General features: G+C 66.5%; 10 protein-coding genes. 5 read left to right on the top strand and 5 right to left on the bottom strand.

The features are described from left to right. The first annotated feature begins 23 nt into the window (after positions 1-23). On the top strand, positions 24-1,175 hold the full coding sequence (locus tag ABXH26_RS01715; protein ID WP_353565299.1) for a permease: 1,152 nt from the start codon (positions 24-26) through the stop codon (positions 1,173-1,175). Between the two features lie 3 nt (positions 1,176-1,178). Here ABXH26_RS01715 and ABXH26_RS01710 read toward each other — a convergent pair whose 3' ends face one another. Then, a complete protein-coding gene (locus ABXH26_RS01710) occupies positions 1,179-4,142 on the bottom strand; it encodes a sulfatase-like hydrolase/transferase (protein WP_353565298.1) in 2,964 nt (987 codons plus the stop codon). A 90-nt stretch (positions 4,143-4,232) separates the two neighbouring features. Then, positions 4,233-5,006 (bottom strand): PEP-CTERM sorting domain-containing protein, encoded by a 774-nt coding sequence (locus ABXH26_RS01705; RefSeq protein WP_353565297.1) that lies wholly within the window; start codon positions 5,004-5,006, stop codon positions 4,233-4,235. A gap of 235 nt (positions 5,007-5,241) precedes the next feature. Between ABXH26_RS01705 and ABXH26_RS01700 the strand changes: the two genes are divergently transcribed. Beyond that, a complete protein-coding gene (locus tag ABXH26_RS01700; RefSeq protein ID WP_353565296.1) occupies positions 5,242-5,475 on the top strand; it encodes a hypothetical protein in 234 nt (77 codons plus the stop codon). 170 nt (positions 5,476-5,645) lie between these two features. Here ABXH26_RS01700 and ABXH26_RS01695 read toward each other — a convergent pair whose 3' ends face one another. Together ABXH26_RS01695 and ABXH26_RS01690 are read right to left on the bottom strand one after the other, a co-directional pair. Beyond that, positions 5,646-7,040, bottom strand: coding sequence for an MATE family efflux transporter (locus ABXH26_RS01695; protein WP_353565295.1), 1,395 nt, complete (start codon positions 7,038-7,040; stop codon positions 5,646-5,648). A 226-nt stretch (positions 7,041-7,266) separates the two neighbouring features. Next, positions 7,267-7,431 carry a hypothetical protein gene (locus ABXH26_RS01690; RefSeq protein WP_353565294.1) on the bottom strand — a complete coding sequence of 55 codons (165 nt, stop codon included), beginning with the start codon at positions 7,429-7,431 and terminating at the stop codon, positions 7,267-7,269. A gap of 63 nt (positions 7,432-7,494) precedes the next feature. On the opposite strand from ABXH26_RS01690, the gene ABXH26_RS01685 reads away from it, so the two are divergent. After that, complete coding sequence (locus tag ABXH26_RS01685) at positions 7,495-9,714, top strand: TonB-dependent receptor (protein WP_353565293.1); 2,220 nt, start codon at positions 7,495-7,497, stop codon at positions 9,712-9,714. A gap of 7 nt (positions 9,715-9,721) precedes the next feature. After that, complete coding sequence (locus tag ABXH26_RS01680; protein ID WP_353565292.1) at positions 9,722-10,798, top strand: PepSY-associated TM helix domain-containing protein; 1,077 nt, start codon at positions 9,722-9,724, stop codon at positions 10,796-10,798. A 49-nt stretch (positions 10,799-10,847) separates the two neighbouring features. On the opposite strand, the gene ABXH26_RS01675 is transcribed toward ABXH26_RS01680, so the two are convergent. Then, complete coding sequence (locus ABXH26_RS01675; protein WP_353565291.1) at positions 10,848-11,909, bottom strand: C-type lectin domain-containing protein; 1,062 nt, start codon at positions 11,907-11,909, stop codon at positions 10,848-10,850. 269 nt (positions 11,910-12,178) lie between these two features. Here ABXH26_RS01675 and ABXH26_RS01670 point away from each other — a divergent pair, with 269 nt between their 5' ends. After that, positions 12,179-12,628 carry an FxsA family protein gene (locus ABXH26_RS01670; protein WP_353565290.1) on the top strand — a complete coding sequence of 150 codons (450 nt, stop codon included), beginning with the start codon at positions 12,179-12,181 and terminating at the stop codon, positions 12,626-12,628. Positions 12,629-12,709: the final 81 nt, after the last annotated feature.

Raw genomic sequence — 12,709 nt, 5'->3', positions numbered from 1 at the left:
CTCCGGGGCTGAACTTGGGCCGCATGCCGAAGCTGCCGGACCTTTCAACGGCCAACTCAGGCTGCTGCTCTGCCGACCCCGCGGCCAGTTCCTGCGGCTGCGCCGGCCCTGCCGAAAAGCCGGCCGCTTCCTGCTGCGGAGGCGGCGGGGAAAGCACCTGCTGCGGAGGCGGCGGTCGCATCGACTGGCTGATGTGGGGCTCGCTGGTGCTGGTCGCTGCCGGCATCGCCGGCCATTTCCTCGGCACCGGACCCGGCTGGTGGCGGACCTTCGCGCATGGCTCGTGGGACATGATGTCGAAGGCCTGGTGGGGCATCCTCGTCGGCATCGCCGCCGTCGGCGTGCTCGGCCAGGTGCCGAAGGAAGTCGTGGCCAAGCTGCTCGGCAAGGGCGGCACGCTCGGCGGCATCGTCCGCGCGACCCTCGCCGGCACCCTGCTCGACCTCTGCAACCACGGCATCCTGATGGTCGGCATGCAGCTCTATCGAAAAGGCGCGTCGCTCGGCCAGACCATCGCCTTCCTCGTCTCCAGCCCGTGGAACTCGCTCTCACTCACGCTGATCCTGATCGGCCTCATCGGCCTGAAATGGACGCTCGCCTTCGTCGCGCTCTCGATGCTCATCGGCATCGTGGCCGGGCGGCTGGCCGATTTTTTCGTGAAACGCGGCGTCCTGCCGGAAAACGAGCACCGCATCGACATGATCGCGGGCTACCGGCTCAAGGACGGCCTGAAGGAAGCGTGGGCGGGCGTCCGGCCCGGCGATGGCAACCTGCGGCGCATCGTGAAAGACGGCCTCGGCGAATCGAAGATGGTCCTGCGCTGGATCTTCTTTGGCATCGCCATGGCCGCGGCGATCCGCGCCTTCGTGCCGACCGATATCTTTTCCCATTACTTCGGCCCCAGTCTGATCGGCCTGCTGCTCACGTTGGTGGCGACCACGATCATCGAAGTCTGCTCGGAGGGTTCCAGCCCGATCGCCGCCGACCTGCTCACCCGGGCCGGTGCTCCGGGCAATGCCTTCACTTTCCTGATGGCGGGGGCGGCCACCGACTACACCGAGATCATGGCGCTGCGCGAAACGACCAAGTCGTGGAAGGCGACCCTCGCCCTCCCGTTCATCACCACCCCGCAGGTGCTGGTGGTGGCGTGGTTGTTGAACCATTTCGGTGCCTGAAGCTCAGGGCATCAGGGCGAAGGCGGCCACGGCACCGCCGTAGCCACCCTTGACGAATTCACGGCCACCCGCACCGGTGCGCAGGACGGTGTAGTCCTCGAGCGTCAGCCAGCCCTCGAGATCGCCGGACCCGGCGACCTGGAAGTAGTTCGAGCCCGGGTTCGCCCGGTTGGCGTTGCCCGGAGCGTCCTCCCCGGGGTAGTAGAAGTTGAGGATGTTGCCGCCATACGTCGAGGGCGTGACCCTGGCGTTGGTGTCATGGATGAAATCCTCGATCGTGGCGTATTCACCCAGGTCGCCATCGTCGCGTGAACTATTGGATCCCTCGTAGATCACGTAGAGGCCACCGGTATCGGCATCGTAGCTGATGCCGTGGAGCTCGCCGGCATGGTAGGACCCGGCACCCACCGTGGTCGGGGCATCCCCCGCCAGCCAGGCCTCGAAGGTCGGCCAGCGATCGACGTCGCCGCTACTGGAAACGCCGTAGATGCCGTCACCCGGGACCTGGGTGAAGCCCTGATATCCGCCATAGGCCGCCACCGTGCCGGCCAGCACGCCGCCGGCGAGGTTGTTGGCCGAGACCGGCGTGTCGCCCGCGCCGATGCCGGTGAACCCGCGGATCTCCCCGGTGGAAGATACGAAGTAGACCGGCGCGGCATCGATTTCCGCGAACGCAGCCACGGCCCCGGAGAAGCCCCCCTGCGCGAACTGCCGCCCGCCGGCACCGGCGTTGGTGACATAGTCGGGCAGGGTCAGCCAGCCCTCCAGATCGCCGCCGCCGGAAACCTGGAAGTAGTTCGAGCCCGCGTTGGCGGTGTTCGCGTTGCCTGGCGCGTCCTCGCCCGGATAGAAGAAATTCAGCGTGTTGCCGCCGTAGTTCGCCCCGGTCACGAAGGCGTTGGTGCCGGCGAGGAAGTCGGCCAGCGTCGGATACTCGGCGAGGTCGCCGCCACCGGCGTCGATGATCGCATAGATGCCGCCGGTGGCGCCGTCGTAGCTGATGCCGTGAAACTCGCCCGTTGCGTAGACGCCGGTCGCGGCGACCTCCGGTGTGGCACCATCGATCCAGTCCTGGCGGCTCGCCCAGTGGTGGACGTCGCCATTTCCGGCCACGCCGTAGACCCCGCGCGCGGGGACCTCGGTGAATCCCTGATAACCGCCGTAGGCCGGCACCGTGTTGGCCAGCGTGCCGGTGCCGAGGCTGTGGCCCAGCGTCGGCAGCTCGCCGCCGCTGATGCCGGTGAAGACGCGGATCTCGCCCGCCGCGCTGACGAAGTAAACCGGCGTGCCCGGGATGATCTCGATCTCCGGCTGGGTGGTGCGGAAGAAGGCCTTTTCGTCATAGCCCGCGGGGAGCGGAAAATCGAGCCAGCGCAGCGTGCCGCGGGTGATCTCGGTGTCCTGCACGTCGTGCCCGGCCTCGACCCACTGCTGCAGGTCTTCGGAAACCAGCGGCACCTGCCAGTCGCCCGGCCGGGTGTCCCAGTAGAGCCGCACCGATTTGCCGCCGCTTTGCTCGTCGTTCACCTCGGAGACCACCGTCTGCGGGCGCTCGAAGTTCCCGAGCACGTGCTCTTGGTACCACGTTTCCAGTAGATCGGACATGGCCGCGATGGTGCCGGCGTGCGCGGCGTCGTTGATCAGGTTGGTGGTCTCGTTGCGGTCGACGGAAAGGTCGTAGAACTGGGCGTTCGAGCCATCGGGATTGCGCAGCAGCTTGAAGTCGCCATCGCGCACCGCGAGCTTCGGGCTGGCGGGCGAGTCGTTGGAAACGGTGCCGAATTCCCAGAACAACGGCCGGCTGCGCGGGCGGGTGGCTCCGGTGAACACGTCGGCCATGTTTTCGCCCGCCAGCGGCGACTTGGGCACCGGCAGGCCGGCGAGCGAGCAGTAGGTGGGCAGCAGGTCGAAGGTCGAGACGGCGGTGGTCGAGTTCACCACGCCGGCGGGCACGGTGCCCGGCATGCGGATGAAGAAGGGCTCGCGGATGCCGCCCTCGAACAGGTTGCCCTTGCCGCCGCGCAGGCCGCCGTTGCGGTTGAGGATCGCGTTGATGTTGTCATCCGGCGCGCCGTTGTCGCCGATCACCACCACCAGCGTGTTGTTTCCCACGCCGAGGGCATCGATCCCGTCCACCAGCCGGCCGATCTGGGCGTCGAGGTTGTGCAGTTCGCCGAGGAAGGTCTTGGCGTTGGTGTTGGTGGAGATGTGGTCGAAGTCGTTCTCCTGCCCCGGCGGCACGTTGTAGGGCGAGTGCGTGTCATTGAAGGGCACGTGCACATAGAACGGCTGGTCGGCGTTGACCGCCTCGGTGATGAAATCCAGCGCGTGGTCGACATCGGTCCCCGCCGCCTCGTACCAGTAGACATACTCGTAGGTGCCCGCCGAGGCATCCTCGTTGGCCGAGGAGAGGCCGTCCTTGGTGCCGTTGTTGTTGAGATAAAGCAGGCGGTCGCCGTTGCCCTCGAAGGCGACCAGCGAACGGTCGAAGCCATAAGCCCCCGGCACCGGCGCGTCGTTGACGTCACGGCCGTTGCCCATGTGCCACTTGCCGAACTGGCCGGTGGCGTAGCCGGCCTGGTGGAACATCCGCGCGGTGGTCACGCAGTCCGGCTGCAGCCAGTTGTTCATGTTGCGGCTGGCATTGTGCGCGCGGTTGTCGAGGAAACTGTAGATCGCATGTCGCGCCGGCTCGGTGCCGGTCAGCACACCCACCCGCGAGGGCGAGCAGATCGGCGAGGTCACGTAGCCGTTGGTGAAACGAATGCCCTCCGAGGCCAGGCGGTCCATGTTCGGCGTGATCGGATTTCCCTGCTTGTCCTGAACCGGGCTGCCATAACAGGACATGTCGCCCCAGCCGATGTCATCGATGAAGATGAACAGGATGTTGGGCGCGCCGAGGGCGGTGCCGAGGGACAGGAGCAGGCCGAGCAGGGCCAGGCGGACGGGGTGAAGCATGGGTTTCATCAAGGATTGCGAAAAAAGGGGGAGCCTTCCCGGCGGAAAGGCTCCCCGAGTGGCGACACAAGCATGGGTTTCAGCGGAAAGCCCGTGGGCTCAAGCCCGCCGGCGGCGCAGCAGGCCGAGCAACCCGACGCCACCCAGAAGGGCGACCGAGGGCTCCGGCACGGCGAAGGTTTCAAAAGTCAGGCCGTCGATCCGGAAGCCGCCGATGTCCCCGGAAATGATGGAAGCCACGTCTCCGGCATCGCCCCCGACACGGAAAATATCCAGCCCGCTCACGTCAAAGGTCCCGGCGCTCAGGCTTTCGGCGAGCGGGTCGAAGGTCACCGACTGGCGGGTCATCAGGTTCACGATTGTGAACGACTCGCCCGCGGTGTCGGTGCCGGGGCGGCCGACGTTTTGCACACTGATCCCGGTCAGACGAATCCCGATGGACGGGCTGATGCCGGTGATTTCATCGAAGGTGATCCGGATCCCCTCGTGCTGGGTGGCATTGCCGCCGATGCCACCGCTGTTCGGTCCGCCGGCTACGCCGACGAATCCGGCCCCGTCGACGTTGAAGTTGGCGTCGGTCAGCTCATCGCCCAAAGTCGCCGGCGCCAGGCTGACGTCGGCCATGGCATCGAAGGAAATGCCCACCGAGCCGCCGAAGGCTCCCGCGAGAACCGTAGAGCCCGGAGCCGTGAAAAACGGGCTACCGGTCGAGGACACCCCGGCGCCGTCGAAAAAGACGTTCATGTCGAGGTTCGAGCCACCGTAGCCACCGAGGGCGCCGGTCGTTTGAATGGTCACGGCGCCGTGCACCATGGTGGCACCCGCCAGCACGAGGAGCGCCGTCAGGGCGGGGAGGGAGGTAGGTTTGTTCATCGTTTTCAGGTTTTGGGATTTTGGGGTCAGGCACCCTTTGCCGCGGTCCGCGGAGGGGGCGCTTCGGGAGGTGCATTCCCACCTTTCAGAAAACGTTCGGGAAAAACGCGTCCCGCCGGGTTCATTCTGCACCGCCACCGGCCCGCCGGAGTGCAGATGTCCGCCCGCCGATCGGGGCTCGCCCCCGCTGCTGGCTGCTTTGGCCTTGGCACGCCCCATGCGCCGGATCGAAAGCATGACCACGCCTGTTCCACTGACGCCCGCCGAGCTCGAAGTCCTCGTCGCCGCCCTCGACAGCCCCGGGGCTCACCTGGCCGGCAACGAATACCTGGTGGAGACCCTCAGCGGAAAACTCCGCGATGCGATGGGGGTGATCGAAACCAGCACGACCGGCGATCCCTCCTCCGGGCTGCTCCCCGGCAGCCCTCCCCTCGTCGGACGAACGGTCCCGCCAACGACCGACTCGTGAGCCGGCACCGCTGCCGCCCGCTTGGCCTGTGTCCCAAAAAGTAGGGACATGACAACGTTGTCAGAAACCCGCACTCTGCGTGCATCCGAAGGGGATCCCTTGGAACAAGTTTCATGACACTATAAGGGCCGCGCGAGTGCGCGGCCCTTCTTTTTTCGGCGTGAAACCCCTCAGCCTTCTTGGTTCGCGGTCAAGGGCGTCGCCGCCGAGGGTGCGGTTTTTCGCCAGACCCGACGTCCGAGCGCGATCGCGACCAGGGTCAGGCCCGCCGTGATCCCGTACCACACACCCTTCGCTCCCAAGCCGCATGGGAAACTCAACACCCAGCCCAGCGGGATCGATACCACCCAATAGGCCCCGAAGGCGATCCAGGCCGGTGCTTTCACATCATCCAGCCCCCGCAACGCGCCGGCGGAAAGGATCTGCATGGCATCGCTGAACTGGAATGCCGCCGCCACCACCAGCAGCCCGGCGGCCACCGACAAGGCCTCCGGCTCCTCGATGAACCACCCGGCGATTGGGCGGTGGAAAACCAGGAAGGCCGTCGCGCTGAAGACGGTGAACACCAGCCCGAGCGCCCAGCCGCTGGCCAGGATCGGCCGCATCCGCTCCGGCTCTTTGGCGCCCCACGCCTCGCCGATCCGCACGGTCAGCGCCATCGAAAGCCCCAGCGGCACCATGAAAACCGTCGCCGCACAGGAAATCGCCACCTGGTGGGAAGCCAGCGCAGCGCCCCCGAGCGTGCCAATCATCAGCGTGGCGAACACGAACGCGCTCACCTCCGCCAGCAGCTGCATGCTGGCGGGGAAACCGACCCGCAACAGGTCCCTCAGCGCCTTCATTTCCGGCCGCCGGAACCACCGGTAGGACACCCAGTCCCGCAGCTCCGGCGACCGCAGGCACCACACGATCATGCCGATGAAGGTCGCAGTCCGCGCCACCAATGTGGCCAGCCCCGCGCCCTCCAGCCCGAGCGCCGGCATCCCGAGATGGCCGAAGATGAAGACGGCATTGAGCAGCACGTTCAGCAGCACGCCGCCCAGGGTGATCCAAAACATCGGCCACGGCCGGTTCATCGCATCGGCATGGTTTTTCACCGCCATCGAGGCCATCGCCGGGACCATCGACGCCGCCACCAGCAGGAAATAGCGCGGCACGGCGGCGATCACCTCCGGCGGCTGCCGGAAGATGCCGAGAAAGGGCAGCATGGCCGTGGCCAGAAGCAGGGTCAGCAGGCCGAGCCCGATCGTGATCTGCAGCCCATGCCGCAGCGCCGCCCGGGCCGCTTCCGGGTCCTTCGCGCCGCGAGCCTGCGAGACCCGGATGGAAACCGCCATCGACATCCCGATCCCGAACATCATCGGCAGGTAGATCAGCGTGTTGGCAAAGGACGAGGCCGCCAGCGGCGTCACCCCCACCCAGCCGATCATCAGCGTGTCCGCCACCCCCATCAGCATCTGGCTGAGCTGCCCCACGATCAACGGCAACGCCAGCCGCAGCGTGGCCCGCGCCTCGCCTGCGAGGCGGAGCGAGGAAGTGCATGCGGGGAGATCGGCGGAACTCATGGCGGGAGGGCACAAAAAGCCCGCCTGGCCGGGCCAAGCGGGCGGGAAAAGGCAGTGATTCGACGCCCCTGAGCTATCGCCGCTCCACGAAACGGTCAACTCCGACAGGCGCGGCGCGCCTGCGGCCGCCGATTCGATCCCGCCCTGCACGGTGAGAAGTCGGGACGACCTGCGCAGCCAAATTGACTCAAGCTTCCCAGCCCGCCCCGACTCACGCAAAGTTAACTCAAGCTCCCGAGCCCGCCCCCACTTCGAGGAAACGGCCACCTTCCCCCTCGGTGGCCACAGGCACGCCGCTCCGATGCCAAGGCCCGCTGGGGAGCGCGACGAAGGGACCGAAGTCGTTGGCATCGATCGCCAGCAACCCGCCGAGACAGAGGAGATTCCGCATTGACACTTTGGGTCGAACTTTTCATGTCGCTCCTGCGACTGCGTCGCAACAACGACTTCAACCATGAATGCCTCCACCCATCCCTTCTCCGTCGGGGCCGGTTTTGCCGGCCGCCTTCACTGCCGGCGCTGGCTCGTCGCTCTGGCCGGCCTCACCGCCTGCCTGACGACGCTTCATGCCCAGGACGCCGAAGTTTCTGAAGGGGTCGAGGAGGAGCTGGATGCCTTGGTGATCACGGCCAGTGCCGATGCCAGCGCGGCGGGCCTCGCCGAGGCCTACGCCGGCGGCCAGGTCGCCCGCGGCGGACGGGTCGGGATCCTTGGCGCGCTCGACTACATGGAGACGCCCTTCGTTTCCACCAACTACACCGAGGAGCTGATCGCCAACCAACAGGCGCAGAGCGTGGGCGACGTGCTGCTCAACGATCCCGCCGTCCGGGTGGCTCGCGGTTTCGGGAATTTCCAGCAGACCTACCTCGTCCGCGGCCTGCCGGTCTATTCGGACGACATGACCTACAACGGCCTCTACGGTCTATTGCCGCGCCAGTATCTCGCCGCCGAACTGGTCGAGCGGGTGGAAGTTTTCCGCGGCGCCAATGCCTTCCTCAACGGGGCGGCACCCGGCGGCAGCAGCCTCGGCGGCACCGTCAACGTGCTGCCGAAGCGGGCCGGAAACGACCCGCTCTACGAGCTGACCACCGGCATCCAGAGCGGCGGCCAACTTTACGGAGCGGTCGATCTCGCCCAACGTTTTCACGACGACCAACTCGGCGTGCGGCTCAACGGGCTGCTGCGCGATGGCGACACCGCGGTCGATGGCGAGTCGGTCGGCCTCGGCCTGATCGCGCTGGGGCTCGACTGGCGCGGCGACCGCTTCCGCCTGTCCGCCGACCTCGGCTATCAGAACCTCGAACGCGACGCCACCCAGCCGAGCATCACTTTCGCCCCCGGCGTGCCGATCCTGCCGGCGCCCGATGCCTCGCGCAGCATCGCCCAGCCGTGGACCTTCTCGAATGAGAGCGACTTCTTCGGCGTGCTCCGCGGCGAATATGATCTCAACGACTGCTGGACCCTGTGGGCCGCGGTCGGCGGGCGCGAGGGCGACGAGGACAACTCCTTCGCCAACCCGACCGTCACCGCCGCCAACGGCACCACCAGCGCCTACCGCTTCGACAACGTCCGCGAGGACTCGATCGTCACCGGGGAGATCGGCCTGCGGGGCGATGTCCATACGGGCCCGATCCGCCACCGCCCGAGCTTCTCGGCCACTGCCTACGAACTCGAATCGAAGAATGCCTACGCCTTCTCGAACTTCGCCGGCTTCGCCAACAACCTGTATTTCCCGACGCCCGTTGCGCCGCCCGCCCCGACCGCGTTTGTCGGCGGAAACCTCGGCTCGCCCCTGATGACCGAGCGCACCCGCACCTCGAGCTTCGCCGCGGCGGACATGATCTCGATGTTCGACGACCGCCTGGTCGTCATCGGCGGCCTTCGTTACCAGAACCTCGAAGTCCACAGCTTCGACTACAACACCGGCGCGCTCACCTCCGGCTACACCGCCAGCGAGTGGACCCCGGTCGGCGGCATCCTCTACCAGATCACCCCGCAGTTCGCGACCTACGTGAACTACATCGAGGGCCTCACCAAGGGCGACATCGCCCCGGCCACCTCCGGCGGCGTCCCCATCGTCAATGCCGGTCAGGCGCTCGACCCCTACGTCACCGAACAGATCGAGGCCGGCGTGAAGTTCGACTTCGACTGCTTCGGCGGCTCGCTCGGCGTGTTTCAAAGTGAAAAACCGATCGCCGGCGTCAACCCGGCGGGCGTTTTCGAGGAAATCCGCGACCAGCGCTACCGCGGCCTGGAGCTCACGCTCTTCGGCGAGCCGACCGAGGGCGTCCGCCTGCTCGGCGGCGTCAGCCTGCTCGATACCGAAAAGTTCGGCACCGACCAGATCGGCTCGCCCACTTTCCAAGGCAACCTCAGCGGCGAGTGGGACCTGCCGTTCCTTCCCGGCGTCACACTCGATGGCCGCATCATCCACACCAGCTCGCAGTACGCGGATGCCGCCAACACCCAGAAAGTGCCTTCCTGGACCCGCCTCGACCTCGGCGCGCGCTACACCACCGAACTCGACAGCGGCCAGGTGCTCACCTTCCGCGCGCGGGTCGAAAACGTGACCGACAACGACTACTGGGCCTCCGCCGGCGGTTTCCCCGGTGCCGGCTACCTGACCGTCGGCGCGCCGCGCACGCTGATGTTCTCGGCGACCTGCCAGTTCTGATTTTCCCGTGCGCAAACTCTTCTGGCGACTGCATTCCGTGGCCGGGCTCCTCGCAGGGCTCGGCCTGCTCGTCATCGGCCTCAGCGGCAGCCTGCTGGTGTTTCACGAGGAAATCGACGGCCTGCTGCGCCCGGCGGAGACCCGCGTCGAACCCACCCCGGAAGGCCGACGTTCGCTCAACGAACTGGTCGCCGCCGTCGAGGCCGAGTTGCCCGACCACGCCGTCACCGGCTGGCATTTCCACCGCGATGACCCCCGTGCCGCCGATGGCGCCTACGTCATGCCCTTCGGCACCCGCGAGTGGCGCTACATCACCCTCGATCCCTACCGCGCCCAAGTCCTCAGCAGCCCGCAGCTTGAGAACACCACCTTCAAGGGCTGGCTGCTCGACCTCCACACGGCCTTCTTCCTCGAGCACGTCGGCCTCGCCATCACCGGGCTGCTCGGCGTCGCGCTGTGCTTCCTCGGCCTCTCCGGGCTCTACCTCTACCGCCGTTTCTGGAAGTCGCTTTTCCGCCTGCGGCTGAAATCCAGCTTCCGCATGCTCAGCGGCGACTTCCACCGCCTCGTCGGCGTCTGGTCGGTGCCCTTCAACCTGCTCCTCGGCTTCACCGGCGCGTGGTGGAATCTCTCGCACGTCATCGAGGGCCTCACCCACCCGCACGAGGAAGCCGCCGACGAGGTGCTGTTTCACGAAAAACTCTTCGCCGCCGGGTTCGACGTCGCCTCCCTTCCCGACCGCGCCGCCGGCGCGCTTCCCGGCTTCGAAACGAACTACATCTCTTTCCCCTGGGCCCCCGGCGGCCCCTTCACCCTGTGGGGTCGGGCCGAGGACGCCGCCTTTTTCCGCAGCCCCTACGGCTCGCAGGTCGCCTTCGACTCCCAAACCGGCGGTTTGATCTCCGTCCACGACCTCACCACCGACGGCCTCGGCGCCCAGATCCTCGACGCCTTCGAGCCGCTTCATTTCGGAAACTTCGGCGGCCCCGTGTCGAAGACCCTGTGGGCCGCCGCCGGCCTCGCCCCCGCTCTCCTTTGCCTCAGCGGCATGAGCATCTGGTGGCAGCGGCGGCGGAAAAAGTGAGGGGTCGATCGGCAGGATGTCGTCTCCGGGGAGCTTGCGAATCCCGCGGTCAGTCCTCCGGAGGCGTCCATTCGCAGACGTAGCCGTCGGCGACGATGTTGGCGCAGTCGTTCCACTTTCCTCCGAGGTGCATGGTCAGGTAGTCCTCCTCGCCGTCGGGGCCGAGGTTGCCGGGCTCATCCTTGTCCCAGTTCTCGTAGCGCATGCGGGTGCGATCGAGCCACACCCACCGGCCTTCCCTGCGCTCATCGGTGGCGCCGAGCCACCAGCCGTCGTTGTTGCCGGGCTGGCGCAGGCTGTTGATGAGGGCCTGGATTTCCGCGCTGCGGATGATCGCCAGGCGACCGCCGAGCTTCTCGCACTTTTCCTTCGCCTCGGTCCATTTGCACTTCTCGCGGTAGGCCCGATAGAAAACGCCGTTCAGGGATTTGGCATCTTCGGGGATCTGCCCACCCGAGGCCGGCGTTTCGGAGCAAACCTGCTTGGCGAGATCGTAGAACCATTTCGGGTTTTCGAGCACTTCGGGAGAGTTGGATTCCAGCTCCTTGATCCGTGCCGCCATCGTCCTGTGTTCGGCCGAATTGCGGTTCAGGAGGATGGGGAAATCCTCGAACGCCCGCTTGCGCCACGTCGTGATCGCCTCGAGATCGCTGGTGGGCGCGGCCTCCGCCGGCGGCTCGGTTTCGAGCGCGTCGAGCCGTTCCTTGGCCGCGCTGGCTTTCTCGATTTCGCCCGCCTTGGTGAGACGGACGACCAACGCCCGCAGGCGCTCCGCGTAAGCGGCGTTCACCTTGGCAACCGCGGCATCGGTCTCGGCCACCACCTTCTCGAGCGTACTGGTGTAGATTTTCTGAATCCGCGCCACCTCCGGATCCTCGCTGGGCGTCATCGTCTCGTTGCCGCGAAGCTGATCCAGCGCCGTTCGCGCGGCGAGCACGCCTTCCAAGTCGCCTTCCTGCTGCGCAGCGTCCCGATATTTCTCCAAATGGCTGGCGCAGGATTCGACAAGATCCGCGACGGGCTTGCGGGCGGCGGTCACCTCGGCCGAATGGGTCACTTCCCACTTCTGGAGATCCTCCGTTTCCTCGCCATGGATGATCCCGGAAGCCATCGCGGCGATCAGAAAACCCGTTGCCCAGCACCCGCGGCGGCGCGCCTGGATCGCTCGGCGGGGAAACGAAAGGAAGCTTTCCATCATCCCGATCCCCTACCTCGCTCCAAGGCGTGAAACAAGGCAGAAGCCGGTCGCAAGGCGAACCGCCGGAAGGAAGACCCGGAGAAGACCCCGGGTCGAAGCCTCCCGCCCTCTGAACCCGACCCTGCTCTGGATCGAATCCCCAGGAGTGCTAGGGTCCCGGCGCGATGTTCGGCCGACTTCTGATGTTTTTCATCACCATCCCGGTGATCGAGCTGTTTCTGTTCCTGACCGTCGGCGAGTGGATCGGGCTGCCGGCGACGCTGGCGATCGTGCTCCTGACGGGCTTTCTCGGCGCCTACCTGACCAAGAGCCAGGGCCTGCGGGTGCTCAACCGGTACCGCCAGTCGCTTTCGGCGGGCCGGCTGCCCCATCAGGAGGTGATGGAGGGCCTGCTGATCCTGGTCGCCGGGGCCATGCTGCTGACGCCGGGTTTCCTGACCGACACCCTGGGTTTCCTGCTGCTCACCCCGCCGGTGCGCGCGGCGGTGGTGCACCGGCTGAAGGACTCGCTGAAAGGCCGGGTGCAACTGGTGGTGCCCGGGATGGCAGCCTCGCCACCCGCCCAAGGACCGGCCGCTCCGCGCTCCGTTTCGGACGGAAAAGTGATCGATGTCGAGGTCGTGGAGGACTGATCGACCCAAACCCGACGGAAAGTTGAATATAATTACTTGCTTCTATAGTCATATTAAGGCTGATTGAGCGGGCAGGCTTCT

The organism is Haloferula sargassicola (assembly GCF_040362925.1).
Lineage (GTDB): Bacteria > Verrucomicrobiota > Verrucomicrobiia > Verrucomicrobiales > Akkermansiaceae > Haloferula > Haloferula sargassicola.
Note: the sequence above shows the minus strand (reverse complement) of the source record. Positions and strands in the feature narration are given on the sequence as shown.